Annotated in this window: 22 protein-coding genes; 18 read left to right on the forward strand and 4 right to left on the reverse strand. The window is 68.0% G+C overall.

The features are described 5' to 3' along the window. Window positions 1-23 precede the first annotated feature (23 nt). The 7 genes from ACH46_RS08905 (at window position 24) to ACH46_RS08935 (ending at window position 5,416) form a co-directional block, all read left to right on the forward strand. Window positions 24-749 (forward strand): class I SAM-dependent methyltransferase, encoded by a 726-nt coding sequence (locus ACH46_RS08905; RefSeq protein ID WP_062395187.1) that lies wholly within the window; start codon window positions 24-26, stop codon window positions 747-749. 53 nt (window positions 750-802) lie between these two features. Then, window positions 803-1,150 (forward strand): helix-turn-helix domain-containing protein, encoded by a 348-nt coding sequence (locus ACH46_RS08910; protein ID WP_062392585.1) that lies wholly within the window; start codon window positions 803-805, stop codon window positions 1,148-1,150. A gap of 71 nt (window positions 1,151-1,221) precedes the next feature. Further along, window positions 1,222-1,629 carry a VOC family protein gene (locus ACH46_RS08915; RefSeq protein ID WP_062392586.1) on the forward strand — a complete coding sequence of 136 codons (408 nt, stop codon included), beginning with the start codon at window positions 1,222-1,224 and terminating at the stop codon, window positions 1,627-1,629. A 50-nt stretch (window positions 1,630-1,679) separates the two neighbouring features. After that, entirely contained in the window at window positions 1,680-2,027 is a 348-nt protein-coding gene (locus ACH46_RS08920; protein ID WP_062392587.1) for a nitroreductase/quinone reductase family protein, read from the forward strand. Beyond that, a complete protein-coding gene (locus ACH46_RS08925) occupies window positions 2,027-3,265 on the forward strand; it encodes a winged helix-turn-helix domain-containing protein (RefSeq protein WP_062392588.1) in 1,239 nt (412 codons plus the stop codon). Before ACH46_RS08920 ends, ACH46_RS08925 begins: the two co-directional genes overlap by 1 nt. A 22-nt stretch (window positions 3,266-3,287) precedes the next feature. Next, window positions 3,288-4,499 carry a CaiB/BaiF CoA transferase family protein gene (locus ACH46_RS08930; RefSeq protein WP_062392589.1) on the forward strand — a complete coding sequence of 404 codons (1,212 nt, stop codon included), beginning with the start codon at window positions 3,288-3,290 and terminating at the stop codon, window positions 4,497-4,499. Continuing rightward, on the forward strand, window positions 4,496-5,416 hold the full coding sequence (locus ACH46_RS08935) for a beta/alpha barrel domain-containing protein (protein ID WP_062392590.1): 921 nt from the start codon (window positions 4,496-4,498) through the stop codon (window positions 5,414-5,416). The genes ACH46_RS08930 and ACH46_RS08935 overlap by 4 nt, the downstream gene beginning before the upstream one ends. A gap of 10 nt (window positions 5,417-5,426) precedes the next feature. Here the strand turns inward: ACH46_RS08935 and ACH46_RS08940 are convergent, their stop codons facing one another. Next, window positions 5,427-6,941, reverse strand: coding sequence for a DUF222 domain-containing protein (locus tag ACH46_RS08940; protein ID WP_062392591.1), 1,515 nt, complete (start codon window positions 6,939-6,941; stop codon window positions 5,427-5,429). 187 nt (window positions 6,942-7,128) lie between these two features. Here ACH46_RS08940 and ACH46_RS08945 point away from each other — a divergent pair, with 187 nt between their 5' ends. Both ACH46_RS08945 and ACH46_RS08950 read left to right on the forward strand, forming a co-directional pair. Then, window positions 7,129-7,893, forward strand: coding sequence for an HAD-IIB family hydrolase (locus tag ACH46_RS08945; RefSeq protein ID WP_062392592.1), 765 nt, complete (start codon window positions 7,129-7,131; stop codon window positions 7,891-7,893). Between the two features lie 31 nt (window positions 7,894-7,924). Further along, window positions 7,925-9,139, forward strand: coding sequence for a lipase family alpha/beta hydrolase (locus ACH46_RS08950; RefSeq protein ID WP_062392593.1), 1,215 nt, complete (start codon window positions 7,925-7,927; stop codon window positions 9,137-9,139). Between the two features lie 19 nt (window positions 9,140-9,158). Here the strand turns inward: ACH46_RS08950 and ACH46_RS20785 are convergent, their stop codons facing one another. After that, complete coding sequence (locus ACH46_RS20785) at window positions 9,159-9,818, reverse strand: tyrosine-protein phosphatase (protein ID WP_082399526.1); 660 nt, start codon at window positions 9,816-9,818, stop codon at window positions 9,159-9,161. Between the two features lie 54 nt (window positions 9,819-9,872). On the opposite strand from ACH46_RS20785, the gene thyX reads away from it, so the two are divergent. From thyX to ACH46_RS08985, 6 genes are all read left to right on the forward strand, one after another. After that, on the forward strand, window positions 9,873-10,622 hold the full coding sequence (thyX, locus tag ACH46_RS08960; RefSeq protein ID WP_062392595.1) for an FAD-dependent thymidylate synthase: 750 nt from the start codon (window positions 9,873-9,875) through the stop codon (window positions 10,620-10,622). 38 nt (window positions 10,623-10,660) lie between these two features. After that, window positions 10,661-11,566: a 4-hydroxy-tetrahydrodipicolinate synthase gene (gene dapA / locus ACH46_RS08965; protein WP_062392596.1), complete on the forward strand. Its 906-nt coding sequence runs from the start codon at window positions 10,661-10,663 to the stop codon at window positions 11,564-11,566. Then, window positions 11,566-13,407, forward strand: coding sequence for a ribonuclease J (locus ACH46_RS08970; RefSeq protein ID WP_062392597.1), 1,842 nt, complete (start codon window positions 11,566-11,568; stop codon window positions 13,405-13,407). The genes dapA and ACH46_RS08970 overlap by 1 nt, the downstream gene beginning before the upstream one ends. Continuing rightward, window positions 13,404-14,036, forward strand: coding sequence for a TIGR03085 family metal-binding protein (locus ACH46_RS08975; protein ID WP_062392598.1), 633 nt, complete (start codon window positions 13,404-13,406; stop codon window positions 14,034-14,036). Before ACH46_RS08970 ends, ACH46_RS08975 begins: the two co-directional genes overlap by 4 nt. Before the next feature lie 269 nt (window positions 14,037-14,305). Beyond that, entirely contained in the window at window positions 14,306-16,891 is a 2,586-nt protein-coding gene (locus ACH46_RS08980) for an FtsK/SpoIIIE family DNA translocase (RefSeq protein WP_062395189.1), read from the forward strand. A gap of 198 nt (window positions 16,892-17,089) precedes the next feature. Beyond that, a complete protein-coding gene (locus ACH46_RS08985) occupies window positions 17,090-18,097 on the forward strand; it encodes a TerC family protein (protein ID WP_062392599.1) in 1,008 nt (335 codons plus the stop codon). A gap of 55 nt (window positions 18,098-18,152) precedes the next feature. Here the strand turns inward: ACH46_RS08985 and ACH46_RS08990 are convergent, their stop codons facing one another. Then, on the reverse strand, window positions 18,153-18,431 hold the full coding sequence (locus ACH46_RS08990) for a YciI family protein (protein WP_062392600.1): 279 nt from the start codon (window positions 18,429-18,431) through the stop codon (window positions 18,153-18,155). A gap of 29 nt (window positions 18,432-18,460) precedes the next feature. Continuing rightward, a complete protein-coding gene (locus ACH46_RS08995) occupies window positions 18,461-18,994 on the reverse strand; it encodes an amino-acid N-acetyltransferase (protein ID WP_062392601.1) in 534 nt (177 codons plus the stop codon). A gap of 74 nt (window positions 18,995-19,068) precedes the next feature. Here ACH46_RS08995 and pgsA point away from each other — a divergent pair, with 74 nt between their 5' ends. The 3 genes from pgsA to ACH46_RS09010 all read left to right on the forward strand — a co-directional run bounded on the left by pgsA (window position 19,069) and on the right by ACH46_RS09010 (window position 20,974). After that, window positions 19,069-19,665 (forward strand): CDP-diacylglycerol--glycerol-3-phosphate 3-phosphatidyltransferase, encoded by a 597-nt coding sequence (gene pgsA / locus ACH46_RS09000; RefSeq protein WP_062392602.1) that lies wholly within the window; start codon window positions 19,069-19,071, stop codon window positions 19,663-19,665. A gap of 112 nt (window positions 19,666-19,777) precedes the next feature. Continuing rightward, window positions 19,778-20,113, forward strand: coding sequence for a helix-turn-helix domain-containing protein (locus ACH46_RS09005; protein WP_062392603.1), 336 nt, complete (start codon window positions 19,778-19,780; stop codon window positions 20,111-20,113). 45 nt (window positions 20,114-20,158) lie between these two features. Continuing rightward, on the forward strand, window positions 20,159-20,974 hold the full coding sequence (locus tag ACH46_RS09010; RefSeq protein WP_062392604.1) for a PspA/IM30 family protein: 816 nt from the start codon (window positions 20,159-20,161) through the stop codon (window positions 20,972-20,974). Window positions 20,975-20,999: the final 25 nt, after the last annotated feature.

Here is a 20,999-nt window from a genome sequence, read left to right on the forward strand (position 1 = left end):
GTGACGTGTGTTTGGATGAGTCCGTGACCTGGTTCACCAGCGGCGGCGAGTACGCAGCCCACCGACCCACCTATCCGGCCGAGATCGTCGACGTGCTGCGCGCTGCCGCACCCGACGGGGAGGCAGCGGTCGACATCGGCTGCGGCACCGGGCAGTTGACAGTACTGCTGGCGCAGGAGTTCGAGCAGGTGATCGGCCTCGATCCGTCCGAGGACCAGATCGCCAACGCGACCGCCGCCGCGAAAGTCGCCTATCGCGTGTCCTCCGCCGAGGCGCTCGACGTTCCCGACGCGTCGGCGTCGCTCATCACCGTTGCGCAGGCCGCGCACTGGTTCGACCTCGCAGCGTTCTACCGCGAGGTCCGACGGATCGCCGTCCCCGGAGCGGCGCTGGCGCTGATCACGTACGGCGTCGTCGAACTCGACGACGACCTGTCCGAGCGCTTCGACGTCTTCTACCGCGACGAGATCGGACCGTACTGGCCCGCCGAGCGCCGTCACGTCGACAACCGCTACGCCGACCTGGACTTCCCGTTCGAGCCGATCGACGCGCCCGCCGTGACGATCGAGCGGTCGTGGACACTGCAGCAGTTCGCCGGGTACCTCGGAACGTGGTCGGCCGCGCGTCGTGCCCGCGAAGCCGGACAGGGGCGGATCCTGGAACAGATTGCCGACGACCTCGCACCGATGTGGGGCGACGGTCGCCGCACGGTCCGCTGGCCGGTCACCATCCTGCTCGGGCGGGTGTAGCCGTGCCGCAGTCGCCGGAGACGCTCGCACACCTGCGTCGGGCCCGAGACCTGATGGATCGTCGCTACGCCGAACCGCTCGACGTTCCCACGATGGCGCAACGTGCGCTGATGTCGACCGCGCACTTCAGCCGCGAGTTCAAGATCGCGTACGGGGAGACGCCCTACGGCTATCTCGTGACCCGTCGCGTGGAACGCGCGATGTCACTGCTGCGCGCAGGTACCAGCGTCACCGATGCCTGCGTCGAGGTGGGCTTCACGTCGCTCGGTTCGTTCAGCAGCACCTTCCGGCGTCTGACCGGCGAGACGCCGAGCGCGTACCGAGCGCGCTCGCACGAGAGCCTGGAGGGGTTGCCGTCGTGCATGACGAAGATCCTCGCGCGGCCCATGCCGTTCGGGTGATCGAGACGATCGGCTGAGACAGAGCAGTTTTGGAGAAGCATCCGGCCGTCGTCGCCTCTAGATTCAATGACATGACCAACATCGAGATCACGTACTGCCCGATCACCGTCGACGACATCGACGCCGCCCTCGGTTTCTACCGGGACGCCCTCGGACTGGAGGTGATCCGCGACGTCGCCAACGGCGATCATCACTGGGTCACCCTCGCCATGCCCGATCAGAGCGGCGTCGAGATCGTCCTCTCCGAGCCCGGCGGGGGTCGTTCGCCCGAAGACGCCGACGCGCTGCACCGGCTCGTCGCCAAGGGCATGATGCCGCCGATCGTCTTCCGCTCCACCGACCTCGACGCGATGTTCGAGAAGGTGTCGGCCGCCGGCGCCGAGGTGCTGCAGGAGCCGATCAAGCAGCCGTGGGGTCCGCGCGACTGCGCTTTCCGCGACCCGGCGGGCAACATGGTCCGCATCAACGACGCGAGCTGAAGGCGATCAGCAGGCGGCGGCTGTCGGAGGCCGCCGTTACGCTGGGGTCCGTGAATACCTTTCAGTCGAGCGCTCGCGTCGTGAACATGATCATGGAGCCGCTGCTGCGTCTTCCATTCTTGAAGGACACCGTGTTCAAGTCGATGACGGAGATCACCTACACGGGACGACGGAGCGGCAAGCAGGTCACCCTGCCGGTGGCTTTTCAACGCCGGGGCGACGACCAGGTGATCGTCGGCGTCGCCATGGCCGAGCGCAAGACGTGGTGGCGCAACTTCGATTCCGGACCCCACCCGATCGGCATTCGGCTCGACGGCGTGGACCGCGCCGGAACGGGTGTCGCGAAGACGGGCGACAAGGGCACCGCGGTGATCATCACGCTGGATCCGCTCACCTGATGGTCGCGCCGTCGAGCAGGCTCTCGGTCGCGCAGGCGCGGCGGATCGCCCTCGCGGCGCAGGGGTTCACCGATCGGATGCCGGCGGGTGCGCCGACGCGGGCGCACTTCACCCGGGTGATCGGCCGGACCAGACTGCTGCAGATGGACTCTGTGAACATCCTGGCCCGCGCGCACTACCTGCCGACCTTCAGCCGGATCGGCCCGTACGACGACGCGCTGCTCGACCGTGCTGCGTGGCGGCCGACCGGACGTGCGCCGCGCCTGCTGGCCGAGTACTGGGCGCACGAGGCGGCGCTGATTCCGGTCGACGACTGGCCGCTGTTCGGCTGGCGAATGGCCGAGTACCGGGACGGTCGCTACCGGCACACGCGGGAGGTCTTGAAGCGCAACAGGTCTCAGGCCGCGGATGTGCTCGCGGTGATCGCCGAGCGCGGCCCGGTGATTCCCCGCGAGATCGAGGAGGCCCTCGGCATCACCCGACAGCCGGGGGAGAAGGGCTCGTGGTGGATTCGCGGCGAGGTGAAGCACCTCTGCGAGGCGATGTTCGCCGCGGGCACCCTGTCCGCGGTCCGCAGCGAACACTTCCACCGGCACTACGACCTCGCCGAACGCGTCATCGGTGCGGATCGCGTCGGCGTGACGATCGGCCGCCGCGACGCACACCGCGAACTCGTCGCCCGCGCCGCGTCGGCGCACGGCATCGCGATCGTCGCTGACGTCGCCGACTACTACCGACTCAAGACCGCCGAGGTCCGGGACGTGCTGCCCGATCTCCTCGATGAAGGCGTGGTCAGCGCGGTCCAGGTCGACGGATGGAACGAGCCCGCCTACCTGCACCGGGACGCACGGCTGCCGCGACGCATCGATCGGTCGACGCTGCTGTCCCCGTTTGATCCGCTCGTGTTCTTCCGGCCGAGGACCGAGCGGCTCTTCGACTTCCACTACCGCATCGAGATCTACGTCCCCGAGCACAAACGCGTCCACGGCTACTACGTCCTTCCGTACCTGATGGGCGACGAGATCGTCGCGCGCGTCGACCTCAAGGCCGACCGGTCCGCGAGCGTGCTGCGGGTCGTGGCCTCCCATGTCGAACCGGGGCGTGATCACGGTGCGGTCGCGGAGTCGCTCGCCCGGGACCTGCGGCGGTTGGCGCAGTGGCGCGGTCTGGACGACGTGGAGATCGTGGCGCGGGGCGAGCTCGCTCCGACACTGAGAACGGCCTGCGCCGGAGCGTAGGGCCGGAGAATAGGGTGGAGGCGTGACCAACGCCTCATCATCGCGACGACTTCCGCTCGCCGGAGTCCGTGTCCTGGAACTCGGCAACTACATCGCCGCGCCGACTGCGGGACGCATGCTCGCCGACTTCGGCGCCGAGGTCATCAAGATCGAACGCGAGACCGGAGACGAACTTCGCAACTGGCGTCTGTACGACGGTGAGACGTCGATGTTGTTCCGCACCATCAACCGCAACAAGAAGTCGGTGGTGCTCGACCTGCGGACCGACGAGGGCCGCGACGATGTGGAGACCCTCGCGGCGCACTGCGACGTGGTGCTGGAGAACTTCCGACCGGGAACCCTGGAGAAGTGGGGGATCGGACCGGAGCAGCTCAGCGCAGTGAACCCGAACCTGATCTTCGTTCGCATCTCCGCGTTCGGTCAGACGGGCCCGTACTCGGAACGGCCGGGTTTCGCCGCCGTCGCCGAGGCCTACGGCGGCTTCCGCGAACTGGTGGGCGACCCCGACCGGCCGCCGGTGCGCGTCGGCGTCTCGATCGGCGACTCCATCGCAGGCCTGTACGGGGCGTTCGGGGCGGTGATGTCGCTGTACGAGGGCCTCCGTCGACGGGAAGAGAGCGATGAGCCGCTCCCGCTGTCGGACCGCATCGTCGACGTCGCCTTGAACGAGGCCATCTTCTCGATGATGGAGTCCCTGGTCCCCGACCTCGGCGCGTACGGCGTCACCCGGCAACGGACGGGCGGTCGGATGGAGGGCATCGCACCGTCGAACGGCTACCTGTGCGAGGACGGCAGTTCGGTGGTGATCTCCGGCAACGCCGACGCGATCTTCCCGCGGTACATGCGCGCGATCGGGCGCGACGACCTCGCCGACGACCCCGACCTCGCGAACAACGATGGCCGCTGGCAGCGTCGCGACGAGATCGACGCCGCCATCGGCGCCTGGACCGGCGCGCGGTCACGCGACGAGGTGCTCGCGGTGCTCGACGCCGCGCAGGTCCCCGCCGGCCCGATCTACACCGCCGCGGACATCGTCGCCGACGAGCAGTACCGGGCGCGGAACATGGTGCAGGAGTTCGATGTCGACGCGGGCGGGACCGAACCGCGACGTGTGGGCTTCCCCGGCATCGTGCCGGTCCTCGGCGAGGCGTCCCTGCCGATCCGCTCGGTGGGACCGGAACTCGGGGAGCACACCGCGGAGATCCGCGAACGATTCCTTGGAGGCGACCGATGACCGACTACTCACAGGTGGCACTGCGTGATGTCACCCTGCGTGACGGGCTCCAGCTGACCGGCAAGGTCCTCGACGTCGACGTCCGAGTGAAGCTTGTGCGCACGCTGCTCGCCGCGGGGATCCCCGAGTTGGAGATCGGTTCGATGGCGCGGCCCGACCTGGTTCCGCCGATGGCCGGTTCCCTCGACATCGTCGCGCAGCTGACCCCCGAGGAACTGGAACGGTGCTGGGTGTGGGTGGCGACACCCCGGCACGTCGTGAAGGCCGCGGCGGCGGGCGTGCGGAATTTCCAGTACTGCCTGTCGGCGTCCGACGCGCACAACAAAGCCAATATCGGCCGCCTCACCGAAGACAGCGTCGCCGCCATGCCCGAGGCGATCGCGGCGGCGAAGGACGTGGGCGGACGCATCCAGCTGTGTCTTGCGACCGCGTTCACCTGCCCGTTCGACGGCCCCGTCGATCCCGAGCGGGTGCGCGGGATCGTCGCCGACCCGCGGACGGCCGACGCCGACGACATCGTCTTGGCCGACACGCTCGGTCAGGCGCATCCCGGCGAGGTCCGCGACCTGTTCTCGTCGGTCGAGGCGCACGGTCGCCGCCTGGTGTTCCACGGGCACGACACCTGGGGGATGGGCGTCGCGAACTCCCTCGCCGCGGCAGACGGCGGTGCGACCCTGGTCGACGGCGCGCTCGGCGGACTGGGCGGCTGCCCGTTCGCACCGGGCGCCAGTGGGAACACCGCGAGCGAGGACCTCCTGTTCGCGACGCGGCCCGACTATCTGACGCCGACCGTCCTGGCGGATCTGGTGCGGGCAGGGGAGAGCGTCCTCGCCGACGTCGACGAGCAGTCGCGGTCGAGGACGGCGCAGGGCGCGAGGTCGAAGGCCGAGGCCTTCGCGTGGGTGATCGGCGACTGACGCCGACCGATCAGAAGGGCGGCTCGCCGTCGCTGTCCAGGACGGCGGTGTCGGCCTTCGCCGCGGCGGCGCACTCGCGTGCGTAACGCCGCTGCGACCGGAGTCGCATGCGGTAGTCGTGCTTCGCCTGAAGGCGCGTCCGACTCCGCTCCGGCTGGGCGGCCGAATCCGCAACACCGGGGGCGACGGGTTCGCCGTGCCGGCAGGGGATGAGCCCGAGTTCGGGCAGCAGCCAGTGGTTCCTCGCCTTGGCGCGGACCGTGTACCCGGAGGGAGTGGTGGTCTCCGTCCAGAAGACGCCGTTGGCGTCGACCACCTGGTCGTCGAGCCAGCCCTCGGCGAACGTCTTGATCAGGTGGTGGATTCGGCATTTCGGATTGAGGTTGCACGGGCAGGTGGCGCCGCCGGCGGCCGGCGAGTCGTGGTTGTACTCGGTGACGTGGTCGAGGTCGCACGACCACGCGGCTCGGTTGCAGCCCGGAGTGGAGCAGGTGCCGTGGACGGCGCGGACGGCGGTGTCGCAGGCTGCGGTGGGACGGTGGCCGTCGGCGGTCTGGGCGGTGCGGTCGGCGAGACCGGCGAGGTCGAGCGGGCGGACGAGGGCGTCTGCGCGGGAGGCGATCTCGCGCGCATGGTGGGCGTCGATGACGCCGAAGCCGTCGAGGTAGGCGGCCTTGTCGCTGCTGCCGTTCAGCGTGGAGGCGTCCGCCACCACGTGGACGACGATCTGCGCGAACTGCGCGTCGACCTCCTGCGCGGATGCGTCGGCGGGACAGTCGGGGCGTCCGCAGTCACATCCGAACGGGGTGCCGAGTTGGGCGGCGACGAACGCGTCGGCGCGACGCTTCCCGAACGCTCGCGAGTCGTGCTGGCAGACCTGGCCGGCGCGGGCCCGGTTGGCCTTGTCCATCAGGGCGACGTCCTCGGGGCTGGTCGCGATGGTGAGCGTCGACTGGTCGACGTCGTTGGCGATGCTGACGCCGGGCGTGTTGGCCTTGCGCTTCTCTCGAAGTCCGTCGGGGTCGTACTCGGCGATGAACCGACGGGCCGCGTCCTCGGCGACGCCCTGGCTGACGGCGCCGAACTCGCGGAGTTCCTGGGCGATCTCGGCGTCGATCGCCGCGATGAGATCCTCGTCGTCGACGGCGGCGCACTGGAACGCGATGGCGGCGAAGATCCGTTCGCTGATGACGCCGTCGCGGAGCAGGCGGGCGGTCTGGATCAGGCGCTCATTGGCGTCGATGGCGAGGCCGACCTTGCGCATGCCCGTCTCGCGGCAGACCGTGAGGACCACGGCCACCTCGGCGGCGACGACGCCGATCGTGTCGACCAGGAGCCGGTCGCGGTCGACGCCGTCTGCGGAGTCGGTGGCCAGTCGGCGCTGAACGAGCGAGTAGATGAGGCGGAACCGCTCCCAGGCGAGACGGGATTCGTCACGCGCGGTGGCGACGATCGCCCGAACCTCGGAGAGGTCGTCGGTGGGCGACGCGGGACGGTGGGTCAGAGTCGTCATCGTGGTGGTCATCGTGCCCCTCAGTTGATACTTGTGGTGTCGAACTGTTGTTCTAATGATACTTCCTGAAACGGGCATCCGCAATGCTCTATCGAAAGTTTGTTCGTGGTCGACGTCGGAGTGATGTCCGGCTGAAATCGTCGGACTCCGTTGACGCGGGCTAGACTTCGGGCCGCACAACTAACGGAAGGGTGGGCAATTGTCCGTCACGCACAATGGCAAGACCTATCAGCTCGTCATGTTCGACCTCGACGACACGCTGGCGCCGTCGAAGACCGCGATGAGCGACGAGATGGTCGCGCTGTTCCGTGAACTGCTGTCGGGCAGCCTCGGCTGCATCATCTCGGGCGGACAGTACGGCCAGTTCCAGTCGCAGGTCCTCGACCGGCTCGGCGACTTCCCCGACAAGGCCAACCTGCACCTCATGCCGACCAACGGCACCCGTTACATCCGCTGGGGTGGCGACTCGTGGGACACGGTGTACGCCGAAGACCTCTCCGGCGATCAGAAGTCGCGCGCGATGGCCGTCGTCGAAGAGGGTGCTCGTGAGCTCGGGCTCTGGGAGGAGAAGACCTGGGGGCCGATCCTCGAGGATCGCGGCAGTCAGGTCACGTTCTCCGCGCTGGGGCAGGCGGCTCCGGTCGACGCGAAGGCCGCCTGGGATCCCGACGGCCGCAAGAAGGAGTCGCTTCGTGCGTACGCCGCCGAGCGACTGACCGACCTCGAGGTCCGCAGTGGCGGCTCCACCTCGGTCGACATCACCGCGAAGGGCATCGACAAGGCGTACGGCGCTCGTCGACTGATGGAGATCCTCGGCCTCGGTATCGACGACATCCTCTTCTTCGGCGACCGCCTGGACGAGGGTGGCAACGACCGTCCCGTCGCCGATCTCGGGATCGATGCGATCGCCGTGCACGGGTGGGAGGACACCTACGCCAAGCTCGGGACCGTTGTCCGAGGCTGATTTTTAAGAGTACGGATGTACACTCAATTGCATGGAAGCAGCCGAACAACGTCGCGATGAGGTGCGTGAGCTGGTCGGGCTCGCGTTGCGGGAGACCAGCCGGGCAGCCGGCGGCATCCACCGCACACACCGCGGCATCTCCGATCGCGTCTTCAGGACGGTCGGGCTCTTCACCGGGCGCGCCGCGACGCCGGTGAAGGTGGTCCACGATGCGATCACCGACGGCGTCTATAGCACCGTCCAGGCCACGACGACCACCGCGGCCACCGTGGGGGAGGCGGTCGCCGACCTTCCGCTCGCAGCGCCGCCGTCACAGACGCGGTTCGGCTCCGAGGTCATCGCCGCGGTCACCGGACTCATCGGCGACGACCTCGTGAAGCAACGCTCACTCCTCGCCGAACAGGGCATGAGCCTGCGGGTAGACGGTGCACCGGTCGCCCCGGCCGACGTCGCCGACGCCTACCCCGATGCGACGGGGTCGATCGCGGTCTTCGTGCACGGGCTGATGGAGACCGAGCACGCCTTCCGGCTCGGCGAGGCGCCGCACTACGGCGATGTGGTCGCCGCGCAGGGATTCACTCCCGTTTACCTTCGCTACAACACCGGCCGCCACATCTCCGTGAACGGTCGCGCGCTGTCTGCGCTTCTCGAACGCCTGGTGGAGCGCTGGCCCGTGCCGGTGGATCGGATCGTCCTGATCGGACACTCGATGGGCGGGCTGGTTCTGCGGAGCGCCGCCGACTGGGCTCGGCGCAACGATCACTACTGGGTCGGCGGAGTCACCGCCACGGTCAGTCTCGGAACGCCGCATCTCGGCGCACCGCTGGAGACCCTGGCCCACTACGGCAGCGCCGCGCTCGCGCGCTTTCCGGAGACCGCAGCGTTCGGATCACTCCTCCGACGTCGCAGCGCGGGCATCCGCGACCTCCGCGGCGGCAGCCTGGTCGACGAGGACTGGTCGGGGCGCGACCCCGACGCCCTCGGTGCGGCCGTTGCGGCCGAGGTGCCGCTGCTCGACGGCGTCGACCACTACTTTGTCTCGGCGACGGTCACCCGCTCGCCGCGGAACCCCGTCGGCCGCGTGGTGGGCGACGGCCTCGTCCTGTACTCCAGCGCCCGCGGCGAGCAGCGAGCCCGCCGGATCGGCTTCGATCCGTCCAACGGACTGCATCTCGGGCGCGCACATCATTTCACCCTGCTGCACGATCCGGCGGTCGCCGAGAAGTTGGCCGCCTGGCTCGCGTGACCGAATCGGGCGGACGAATTCAGGACGTGAGCGCGGCGCGCAGACGCTGCTGCTTGGCGGGGGAGAAGCCCAGCCCCTTGGTGAGGTAGTTGTCGAAGCCGCCGTACAGCGCGGTCGCGTGAGCGAAGGCGCCGCGCAGCCAACGAACGTCGACGCCCATGTTCCCGGCCGTGAAGTCCGCCTCGATCACGGTCATGTCCACATCGAGCATCCGCAGGATCACCGCGGCGGCCCACCCGGTCCGATCGCGGCCCGCGCTGCAGTTGATCAGCGTGGTGTGACCGGCCTCTGCAGTGGTCAGGACGGCGTCGAGCATCTTCTTGTAGGCCTGACGGGCGCCCGGGTTGTCGACGAACGTCTCCGGTACATCCCGGGCAAGTCCGCCGAGCCGGCGAGCGGCGCCAACGCCATCACGTCGGCGACGACGGTGGTGGCACCGGGCACGGGACGGTCGGCCTTCAGCGTCCGCTCGACATTCGTGCCGGAACGGCCTGCCGAGTGGTGCCCGGCACGGCATCTGCGACGCCGGTCGTGGCGGGTACCACGGCAACGGTTCCCGCAGTGACGGCCGGCGCAGCGGCGAGGACGGCGACACGGCGACGTGCGCAAGTGCCAGCAGGCATTGGGGCTCTTCTCCTCGGTTCGACTCCCTGAGAGACAATGACCAGGGAGAATCCATTGGCTCGGCAGTCTACCGACTGAAACCGGGCAGATCGAAAGAAGCGGAGGACGAATGTCCGAACTGGTGCCCCTCAAGGTCCAACTCGTCGCGGCGACGCAGTTCACGGCCCCCGAGGTCGACTGGGACACCGATGCCGACGGTGGTGAGGCGCTCATCGAGTTCGCCGGTCGGGCCTGCTATGAGAGCTGGGACAAGCCGAATCCGCGGACCGCGACCAACGCCGGATATCTCCGCCACGTGCTCGAGGTGGGACACACTTCGCTGTTCGAACACGCGACGTGCACCTTCTACATCACCGGCATCTCGCGATCGTGCACGCACGAGCTGATCCGCCACCGTCACTTCTCGTACTCGCAGCTGTCGCAGCGGTTCGTCCCCGAACACGACTCCAACGTGGTCGCGCCGCCCGCGATCCGCGGGGACGCGCACCTGGAGGACCTCTTCATCAAGGCCACCGACGCCTCGCGTGAGGCGTACAGCGAACTCCTCACCGAACTCGAGGCCAAGTTCGCCGACGTGCCGAATGCGATCCTCCGACACAAGCAGGCACGACAGGCGGCTCGCTCGGTTCTGCCGAACGCCACCGAGACCCGCATCGTCGTCACCGGCAACTATCGCGCGTGGCGGCACTTCATCGGAATGCGTGCCACCGAGCACGCCGACGTCGAAATCCGGCAACTGGCCGTCGAATGCCTCCGTCACCTCCGAGATGCCGCACCAACGGCGTTCGGAGACTTCGAAATCGGCGTCCTCTCCGACGGAACCGAAGTCGCGACATCGCCTTTCGTATTCGAGGGCTGACCGCGTTGATCACGGCGTGAGGCGGTAGCCTGAGCGGCATGGACTCGGCTGACGCGACAAGTGTGGAACACCCGTTCGGGACGGTTTCGGTAGCAATGGTGACCCCCTTCACTAAGGAGGGCGCCATCGATCTCGACAAGGCCGCCGAACTCGCCGTCCACCTCGTCGACAAGGGGTGCGACGCCCTGGTCGTCAACGGAACCACCGGCGAGTCGCCGACCACCACCGTTCCCGAGAAGAACGACCTCCTGCGCGCCACGCTCGAGGCCGTCGGAGACCGCGCCAAGGTGATCCACGGGGCAGGCAGTTACGACACCGCCGAGTCCGCACGACGCGTCCGCGAAGCCGAGGAGATCGGTGCCGACGGCGTCCTCATCGTCAGCCCGTACTACAGTAAGCCCCCGCAGTCGGGCGTGCTCGCGCACTTCCGCACCATCGCCGACGCGTCGAGCCTCCCGGTGATGCTGTACGACATTCCGCCGCGCTCGGTGATCCAGGTGGAGACCGACACCATCCTGCGCCTCGCCGAGCACCCCAACATCAAGGCGGTCAAGGACGCGAAGGGCGACCTCCACGCGGCCGCCAAGATCATGGCCGCCACCGACCTGGAGTACCTGTCCGGCGAGGACGCCCTGAACCTGCCGTGGCTCGCAGTGGGTGCCACCGGGTTCGTCAGCGTCATCGGTCACGTCGCCGCCGACCGCCTGCGCGACATGCGCAACGCGGTCCTCGCCGGCGACCTGGAGACCGCTCGACGGATCTCCGACTCGATGTCGCCCCTGGTCGACGCCATGGGACGCCTCGGCGGCGTCTGCATGAGCAAGACCGCACTCCGCATTCTGGGCATCGAGGTCGGCGACCCTCGACTGCCCCAAGTCCCTGCCGAACCCGACCAGATCGAAGCGCTCATCGCCGACCTGCGCGCTGCCGAGGTGATCTCCTGATGACAGACAAGAACAGCCAGCAGAGCGGTAAGAGCAGCGGCCGCCGTCGCGCCTCGCGCAAGGCCGGCCCGCCCGAGAAGAGTCAGGCGGCGGCGAAGAAGAAGTCGAACACCGTCACCGCGGCCACCGGATCCTCGGTGACCGGCGACGTGATCGATCGCCTGGGTGCGCCGCCGAAGCTGCCCAAGGGCGGGCTGCGGGTGGTCGCGCTCGGTGGCATCAGCGAGATCGGCCGCAACATGACCGTCTTCGAGTACGACGGCAAGCTGCTGATCGTCGACTGCGGCGTGCTGTTCCCCGAAGACGCGCAGCCCGGCGTCGACCTGATCCTTCCCGACTTCGGCTACATCGAGGATCGCGTCAAGGACATCGAGGCCGTCGTCCTGACACACGGTCACGAGGACCACATCGGTGCGGTGCCGTTCCTCCTCAAACTCCGCAACGACATTCCGATCGTCGGCTCCCGCTTCACACTCGCGCTGGTGGCCGCCAAGTGCCGCGAGCACCGCCTGCGCCCCAAGCTGATCCAGGTGATGGAGGGCGACCGCCAGAACTACGGCGACTTCGACTGCGAGTTCTTCGCCGTCAACCACTCCATCCCCGACGCGCTCGCCGTCGCCATGCGCACCCCGGCGGGCCTGGTCCTGCACACCGGCGACATCAAGCTCGACCAGCTGCCGCTCGACAACCGCCTCACCGACCTCGCGGGCTTCAGCCGCCTCGGCGACGAGGGCGTCGACCTGTTTCTGGTGGACTCCACCAACGCCGAGGTCCCCGGCTTCGTGATGCCCGAACGTGAGATCGGCGGCGTCCTCGACACCGTCATCGGCAAGGCCAAACAGCGCGTCATCGTCGCGTCGTTCGCCAGCCACGTCCACCGCATCCAGCAGATCGTCGACGTGGCGTACCGCCACGGTCGCCGTGTGACGTTCGTGGGTCGCTCGATGGTCCGCAACATGCAGATCGCTCAGGAACTCGGCTACCTGACCGTTCCCGAGGGCGTCGTCGTCGACATGGACACCGCGGCAACCCTGCCCGATCATCGCCTCGTTCTGATCTCGACCGGATCCCAGGGTGAGCCGCTGTCGGCGCTCTCGCGCATGGCGCGCGGTGAGCATCGGCAGATCAACATCCGCGCCGACGACCTCGTCGTCCTGGCCTCATCGCTGATCCCGGGCAATGAGAACTCGGTCTTCGCGGTCGTGAACGGGCTCGCCAAGCGCGGTGCCACCGTCATCACCCAGGCCAACGCCAAGGTCCACGTCTCCGGACACGCCTCCGCCGGTGAGCTGCTCTACCTCTACAACGCAGTCCGTCCCTCCAACGCGATGCCGGTCCACGGCGAATGGCGCCACCTCCGTGCCAATGCCGCGCTCGCCGAGGCCACGGGTGTCCCGGCCGACCGCATCGTGCTGGCCGAGGACGGCGTGGTCGTCGACCTGGTCGACGGCCGCGCGCAGATCACCGGACGCGTCCCGGTCGGCCACGTGTACGTCGACGGACTGTCCGTCGGCGACGTCGGCGAGTCGACTCTGTCCGACCGCCTGGTCCTCGGCGAAGGCGGCTTCATCTCCATCAGCGTCGCCATCGACGCCGCCACCGGCGCCGCGGTCAGCAAGCCGACCGTCTCCGGACGTGGCTTCTCCGACGACCCGGGCGCGCTGTCCGAGGCTGCCGAACTGGTGAACAAGGCGCTCGTGGAACTCGCGAACGAGGGCGTCACCGACACCCACCGGATCGCGCAGGGTGTGCGCCGAGCCGTCGGTCGCTGGGTCGGCGAGAAGTACCGTCGTCGTCCGATGATCGTCCCGACGGTCATCGCAGTGGGGGACCGGGGGTGAACCTCGCCCGGTTGGAGCGTGCGGCGCTGGTCGCAACCATGCGGGAGACGGGCCCCGACGCTCCGACACTGTGCGCGGGGTGGAACAACCGCGACCTCGCGGTCCATCTGATTCTGCGGGAGCGTCGGCTCGACGCCACCGCGGGCATCTTCGTCGGCGCCCTCGCCGGCCACACCGCCGCCGTCTCCGAGAGCTACGCCGACCGACCGTGGGACGAACTCCTGGTCCTGCTGACCGAGGGACCGCCCTGGTATTCGCCGTTCCGGGCGGGCGACCGCTTCCTCAACCTCGCCGAGATGTTCGTCCACCACGAGGACGTCCTGCGCGGGGGAGCGGACCCCGAGCAGTCCTTCGACGCACGAGAGGTGTCGCCCGAACTGCTGCGCGCGCTCGAGACGCCGCTGCGCACCGTGGGCCGACGCATCATGTCGTCGTCGCCGGTCCGCGCGACCATGGTGGCTCTGGACGGTCGCGAGCTCATGCGGGCCGGACGCGGTGAGCCCGTCACCGTCACCGGTTCCGTCGGAGAACTGCTGCTGTTCGCGTTCGGCCGGGCACCGGTGAACGTCGAGTTCTCCGGCAGTCCGATCGCCATCGCGAGCCTGAGAAGTGCGAAACGCGCCCTCTAGAGGGTTACGAAATCGACACGACCGTGACCTTTCCGGTGTTGCCAGTGTGACTGCTGTGAATGGTGGGCACTAGGCTGGGAGCCATGGCTTCCCATGCATCTACGCGCAGCCGCACGTCCGCGACCTCTTCTCGGAAGTCGTCGGGCGGCGGTGGACGTTCTCGCAGCGGCAGCGCGCGACCACCCGCACGCCGTGCTGCGCCGCGCCGCGCGGCACAGTCTCAGGACCTGCGACGACCGCCCGCACAGCGCCCCTCTGCGGGGCGCGTGGTGGTCGCCACCTGGAACCTCGCGGCCCGGGGCCTCGGCAGCGTGGCCCGCGTCGGCGCTCCGCGTGAGGAGAAGCCCGCGCAGGGGCGCGACGGCATCGGCCTGGCACTGACCCTTCTCGCGGCGCTGATCGCGCTCGGCGTCTGGTTCCGGGCGTTCGGTCCGGTCGGTGCCGTGATCGACTCGCTGGTCCGCGCGGGATTCGGTTCACTGGCGTATGCGGTCCCGGTCCTCCTGCTCGGCATCGCGATCCTGGTGATGCGGTTTCCCGCCAATCCAAGTCGGCGACTCCGCAACATCGCGGGCGTCCTCCTCCTCTCCGTGCCGGTCCTCGGACTGGTGCACCTCGCGGCTGGGGCGCCCGCCGACTACGACTCGCGAGCACAGGCCGCGGGATTCCTCGGATACGCCCTGGCCTCGCCGCTGACGAACGCGGTGACCGTGTGGATCACCGTTCCGCTGTTCCTGGCCCTGGGCGCCTTCGGTCTGTTGGCGCTCAGCGGACGAACCGTCGGGGACGTCGCCGCCGCAGTCTCCGACTACCTGGGTCTCGGCGTCTATGACGACTACGACGAGTACGACGACGCCGACTACGAGGACTGGGACGACGACGCCGAGTACGACGACTACGAGCCGGAACCGGAGCCCGAGCCCGAACCTGAACCGGCTCCCGCCCCGCGTCGCCGGCGCAGCGCCGACCCGTACGACAACTACCCGCCGGACACCCGCAGGCGGCCCCGCCCGAGTTCGTCGTCGCGCCGCACTCGCGGCACGGCGGGGGAACGACGCGATGAGGGCATGCCGGATCTGGTCACGGAGCCGCTGATTCCGGACGCGCCCTTCGACGACGTCCCGGTCGACGACAATCCGACCGTCGCGCTCGAGAACACGGGCCTCGACGACGGCTACGACAGCTATCTGGACGAGAACCTCGACGACGACGGGTTCCCGGTCTACGAGCCGGAGTCCGAACCCGAGCCTGCTCCGGCACCGCGGGCACGGCGTCGTCCGGCACCGATCGTCAAGCCGGTGTCGGTTCCCGAGCAGCCGGTCGCCGCACCGCGCGGCGGAACGTTCGTCGACCCGTCCGGCGACTCGGACTACGTCCTCCCGCCCGCCGATCTGCTGATGCAGGGCGAGCCGGCCAAGAAGGGCACGTCGGCCAACGACGAGATGATCGACCGGATCAACAGCGTCCTCGAGCAGTTCAAGGTCGACGCCGCCGTCACCGGTTACACGCGCGGTCCGACGGTCACCCGCTACGAGGTGGAGCTCGGCCCCGCCGTGAAGGTCGAGAAGATCACGCACCTGCAGCGCAACATCGCGTACGCGGTGGCGACCGACAACGTCCGCCTGCTGGCACCGATCCCCGGCAAGTCGGCCGTCGGCATCGAGGTGCCGAACTCCGATCGCGAGATGGTGCGCCTGTCGGACGTTCTCGCGGCGCCGTCGACCCGCAAGGAGAGCCACCCGCTGGTCATCGGTCTGGGCAAGGACATCGAGGGCGACTTCGTGCACGCGAATCTCGCGAAGATGCCGCACCTGTTGGTCGCCGGCTCGACCGGTTCCGGTAAGTCGAGCTTCGTGAACTCGATGCTCGTCTCGCTGCTCACCCGGGCGACGCCGGACGAGGTCCGGATGATCCTGATCGACCCGAAGATGGTGGAGCTGACCCCCTACGAGGGGATTCCGCACCTGATCACGCCGATCATCACCGAGCCGAAGAAGGCGGCCGCCGCGTTGTCGTGGCTGGTGGATGAGATGGAGCAGCGCTACCAGGACATGAAGGCCTCCCGCGTGCGCCACATCAACGACTTCAACGCCAAGGTGCGGTCCGGCGAGATCACAGCGCCGCTGGGGTCCGAGCGCGTGTACAAGCCGTACCCGTACATCGTCGCCATCGTCGACGAGCTCGCCGACCTGATGATGACGGCGCCGAAGGACGTCGAGGGCGCCATCGTCCGCATCACGCAGAAGGCGCGTGCCGCAGGCATCCACCTGGTCCTCGCCACGCAGCGCCCGTCGGTCGACGTCGTCACCGGTCTCATCAAGACCAACGTGCCGAGCCGTCTGGCGTTCGCGACCAGCTCGCTGACCGACTCGCGCGTCATCCTGGACCAGCCGGGCGCCGAGAAGCTGATCGGCATGGGCGACGGGCTGTTCCTCCCGATGGGGGCCAACAAGCCCATCCGCATGCAGGGCGCCTTCATCACCGACGAGGAGATCGCGTCGGTCGTCGAGTTCACGCGCACCCAGTCCGAGCCGGAGTACGAGGAGGGCGTCACCACCGCGAAGGCCGGTGACAAGAAGGAGATCGACGGCGACATCGGCAACGACCTCGACGACCTGCTGCAGGCGATCGAACTGGTGGTGTCGAGTCAGTTCGGCTCCACGTCGATGCTGCAGCGCAAGCTGCGCGTCGGTTTCGCGAAGGCCGGGCGTCTGATGGACCTCATGGAGACCCGCGAGATCGTGGGACCCAGCGAGGGATCCAAGGCGCGTGACGTGCTGGTGAAGCCGGAGGATCTGGCCGGCGTGATCGCGTCGATCACCGGCGGTTCGGCTGGCGGCGAGGACGAGTTCTGAGGTAGAATCGGCGACGATCAACGAGGGGAGTATCCCCGACTCGTGGCGTCTCCGTCAGTACGGTGGCGGCCTGGATCACCGCCGATCGGTGGTCCAGCCGACCTCCCGGAGCGCCGCCGCCGGACGCACGACGGTTCCCGGCGGTGGGAGAGACCTCCGGCATCGCCATTCAGTGCTGCACGGAGGAATTGACTCATCATGCATGTCTCCTTGACGACCTGGCTGATCACCGGCGCGGTGATCCTGGGGTTGTTCGTCTTCGACTTCTTCGCTCACGTCCGGACTCCGCACGAGCCGACGCTCCGCGAGTCGGGATTCTGGTCGACGGTCTACATCGGCATCGCCGTGCTGTTCGGCGGTTTCGTCTGGTGGCAGTGGGGCAGTCAGTACGGCGGCGAGTACTTCGCCGGGTACGTGACCGAGAAGGCGCTGTCGGTCGACAACCTGTTCGTCTTCGTCGTCATCATGACGAAGTTCGCGGTCCCGCGGGTGTACCAGCAGAAGGTGCTCCTGTTGGGCATCGTGATGGCGCTCGTGATGCGCGGCGGCTTCATCGCCGTCGGTGCCGCTGCGATCAACGCCTACAGCTGGGTGTTCTACATCTTCGGTCTGTTCCTGCTGTTCACCGCGGTGAAGCTGCTGAACGAGAGCGATGAGCCCGCCGCCGAGGAGCGGGAGCGGCAGGGCCGCGTCGAGCGGATCGTGAAGAAGTGGTTCCGCGCCACCGACGTCTACGACGGCGACAAGCTGACGACGAGGATCGACGGCAAGCGGATGATCACCCCGCTGATGGTGGTGCTGATCGTCATCGGCTTCACCGACGTCCTGTTCGCCCTGGACTCGATCCCGGCGATCTACGGCCTCACTCAGGAGCCGTACCTGGTCTTCACCGCGAACGCGTTCGCGCTGATGGGTCTGCGCCAGCTGTACTTCCTGCTGGGCGGTCTGCTGAACAAGCTGATCTACCTGTCGTACGGCCTGTCGCTGATCCTGGCCTTCATCGGTGTGAAGCTGGTCCTGCACGCCCTGCACGAGAACACGCTGAGCTTCATCAACGGCGGCAACCACGTCCCCGTTCCGGAGATCAGCACCGCGCTGTCGCTGGGCGTCATCGGCGGCACCCTCGTGGTGACGACCGTCCTCAGCCTCATCGTCTCCAAGCGCCGTGCGAACAAGGCGCTGGCAGATTCGACCAGCAACGACTGACAGCCCGAACTCGATCACGCGCGGGCCGCGACGTCAGTTCAATACGGTCCGAAACTCAGTAAGGCCCGAACACCTGGACCAATTCCTTGATCGCAACGGCAGCGATCAATTTCTCGCGGGCGAACGGATCATTCGCCAGGAAATCCTTGGCCGCGTCGAGGTCGTCGGCGGTGATCATCAGGAGCGCTCCGCTGCCGTCGGTGTAGGGGCCGACGAACTGGAGGTCGCCCGCTTCGTGTCGGGCGCCGAGCCAGGCTCGGTGTTCGGGGCGGAACTGGTCTCGTGCGGCGGCGGCGTCGGGGGCGTAGGTGTAGTCGACGGCGAAGAGTGCCATGAGTGTGCAGTTCCTTTCGGGGATTGCGATCAGAGGTGGGCGAGCATGCGGGTGTTGCCCAGGGTGTTGGGTTTGACGGCCGACAGGTCGAGGAACTCGGCGACGCCGGTGTCGTAGGAGCGGCACATCTCGGCGTAGACCTCGCGGGACACGGGGGTGCCTGCGATCTCGGCGAAGCCGTGGCGGGAGAAGAAGGCGGTCTCGAAGGTGAGGACGAAGACGCGTTCGAGTTCCAGTTCGCGCGCCACGTCCATGAGTCGGCCGACGATCTGGTGTCCGATGCCGCGTCCGGCGTAGGCGGTGTCGACGGCGACGGTGCGGACTTCGCCCAGGTCCGACCAGAGGACGTGGAGGGCGCCGCAGCCGACTACGTGGCCGTCGACTTCGCCGACCCAGAACTCCTGGACGGCCTCGTAGAGGGTGACGAGGTTCTTCTCGAGGAGGATCTTGCCTGCGTAGATGTCGATGAGGGCTTTGATGCGGGGAACGTCCGACGTCCGGGCACGGCGCACGAGCACCGTGGAGGGCTCGTCGGGGTGCACTTCGGTGTGTTCGCTCAGCATGGGACTCAGAATAGTCGCAGGTCTGCGCGCGCCCTTCGAGAGTCCGTGATTCGGGTGACGTTAGTCTTGACGTCGTGACTGAGCCTGTGCGCCGAACGATCGGCGATGACGTGGCCGTCGTGCCGGTGGTGAACATCGCGAATGCATTGACGGTCTTCCGCATCGTGCTTGTTCCGGTGTTTGTGGTGCTGCTGTTCGTCGGTGGCGGCGACGAGACCGCGTGGCGGGTCTCGGCGTTCGTGGTGTTCGTGGTGGCGGCGTTGACCGACCAGCTGGACGGGAAGCTGGCGCGTCAGCTGAATCTGGTGACGGATTTCGGGAAGATGGCCGATCCGATCGCCGACAAGGCGTTGATCGGTGCGGCATTGATCGGGCTGTCGATTCTCGGGGACCTGCCGTGGTGGGTGACCGTGGTGATCCTGGCCCGCGAGGTCGGGGTGACGCTGCTGCGTTTCTGGGTGTTGCGGTACGGGGTGATTCCGGCGAGTCGCGGAGGCAAGCTGAAGACCCTGCTGCAGTCGATGGCGATCGGCCTGTTCGTGCTGCCGCTGTCGGGCGGCTGGCACACGGCCGCGTGGGTGCTGATGATCGCGGCGCTGGTGGCGACGGTGGCGACCGGCGTCGACTACGTGTGGCGGGCGTTGGCGTTGCGGCGCAGGAATGTCGTGTGAGCGGTATACGTTGCATGGATGCGAGCGGCGTTCGGTGGCGAATTCCGCTAGGGTCGACGGCACAGGCTTTGACGATGATTGGCTTGATGATGACAGGCAGGGAGGACCGCGCGTGACACTGCTCTTGCGTGAGGCGATCGGCGATGAACTGCGCCGAGTTCGGACCGGGCAGGGACGCACTCTCCGTGAGGTCTCGACCAACGCGAGGGTGTCGCTCGGCTATCTTTCGGAGGTCGAGCGCGGCCAGAAGGAGGCGTCGAGCGAGTTGTTGGCGTCGATCTGCGAGGCCCTTGACGTTCAGATCGGCGACATGCTGTTTCAGGTCGCGGGTGTGCTGCGCCCGGCCGACGTCGCCGCGAACGCTACCGACACTCTCGTCGAAGTCATTGCCCCCCAGGAAGATTCGGTGGACGGCGCGGGTGTTGCTACGGCACTGGCCGCCGCGTGATCACGAGACCGACGCGACCCGCGTAACGAGGAGTTTGGAAGACCGATGGCCAACCCATTTGTGAAGTTCTGGAATTACATGATGGCGCTGGGGAATGCGAAGATCGACGAGCACGCAGACCCCAAGGTGCAGATCCAGCAGGCGATCGAGGACGCGCAGCGTCAGCATCAGGCACTGTCGCAGCAGGCGGCCGCCGTCATCGGCAATCAGCGCCAGTTGGAGATGCGGCTGAACCGTCAGCTCGAGGAGATCGAGAAGCTGCAGGGCAACACCCGGCAGGCGCTGACGCTCGCCGATCAGGCCGCGGCCGCGGGCGACGCCGCGAAGTCGACCGAGTACACCAACGCCGCCGAGGCGTTCGCCGCGCAGCTGGTGACAGCGGAGCAGAACGTCGAAGACCTGAAGGTTCTGCACGACCAGTCGTTGCAGGCCGCAGCGCAGGCCAAGCAGGCGGTGGAGCGCAACGCGATGTCGCTGCAGCAGAAGCTGGCCGAGCGCTCCAAGCTGCTGAGCCAGCTGGAGCAGGCGAAGATGCAGGAGCAGGTCTCCAAGTCGCTGAACCAGATGAGCGAGCTGGCGGCTCCCGGCAACACGCCGAACCTGGAGCAGGTCCGCGACAAGATCGAACGCCGCTACGCCAATGCGCTCGGATCCGCCGAACTCGCGAAGGGCAGCGTCGCCGGCCGGATGGCCGAGGTCGAGGCAGCCGGTGTGCAGATGGCCGGTCACGCTCGGCTGGAGCAGATCCGCGCCAGCATGGGCGGCGGCGCCCTGAACCCGGGCCAGTCGGCGGGGGCCGCGGCCCCGGCGCCGCAGGTGCCGCAGGCTCCGACCCAGGCGCAGACGCCGGAGTCGAACTGACGCTGAGCGTCGCCACCCCGACCGT

The sequence above is a fragment of the Gordonia phthalatica genome (assembly GCF_001305675.1).
GTDB lineage: Bacteria > Actinomycetota > Actinomycetes > Mycobacteriales > Mycobacteriaceae > Gordonia > Gordonia phthalatica.

Coding starts and splice junctions, on each gene's coding strand:
- ACH46_RS08910 (WP_062392585.1), top strand. CDS start 803: ATGGATCGTCGCTACGCCGAACCGCTCGACGTTCCCACGATGGCGCAA.
- ACH46_RS08915 (WP_062392586.1), top strand. CDS start 1,222: ATGACCAACATCGAGATCACGTACTGCCCGATCACCGTCGACGACATC.
- ACH46_RS08925 (WP_062392588.1), top strand. CDS start 2,027: ATGGTCGCGCCGTCGAGCAGGCTCTCGGTCGCGCAGGCGCGGCGGATC.
- ACH46_RS08935 (WP_062392590.1), top strand. CDS start 4,496: ATGACCGACTACTCACAGGTGGCACTGCGTGATGTCACCCTGCGTGAC.
- ACH46_RS08940 (WP_062392591.1), bottom strand. CDS start 6,941: ATGACCACCACGATGACGACTCTGACCCACCGTCCCGCGTCGCCCACC.
- ACH46_RS08950 (WP_062392593.1), top strand. CDS start 7,925: ATGGAAGCAGCCGAACAACGTCGCGATGAGGTGCGTGAGCTGGTCGGG.
- ACH46_RS20785 (WP_082399526.1), bottom strand. CDS start 9,818: ATGGATTCTCCCTGGTCATTGTCTCTCAGGGAGTCGAACCGAGGAGAA.
- thyX (WP_062392595.1), top strand. CDS start 9,873: ATGTCCGAACTGGTGCCCCTCAAGGTCCAACTCGTCGCGGCGACGCAG.
- dapA (WP_062392596.1), top strand. CDS start 10,661: ATGGACTCGGCTGACGCGACAAGTGTGGAACACCCGTTCGGGACGGTT.
- ACH46_RS08970 (WP_062392597.1), top strand. CDS start 11,566: ATGACAGACAAGAACAGCCAGCAGAGCGGTAAGAGCAGCGGCCGCCGT.
- ACH46_RS08985 (WP_062392599.1), top strand. CDS start 17,090: ATGCATGTCTCCTTGACGACCTGGCTGATCACCGGCGCGGTGATCCTG.
- ACH46_RS08990 (WP_062392600.1), bottom strand. CDS start 18,431: ATGGCACTCTTCGCCGTCGACTACACCTACGCCCCCGACGCCGCCGCC.
- ACH46_RS08995 (WP_062392601.1), bottom strand. CDS start 18,994: ATGCTGAGCGAACACACCGAAGTGCACCCCGACGAGCCCTCCACGGTG.
- ACH46_RS09010 (WP_062392604.1), top strand. CDS start 20,159: ATGGCCAACCCATTTGTGAAGTTCTGGAATTACATGATGGCGCTGGGG.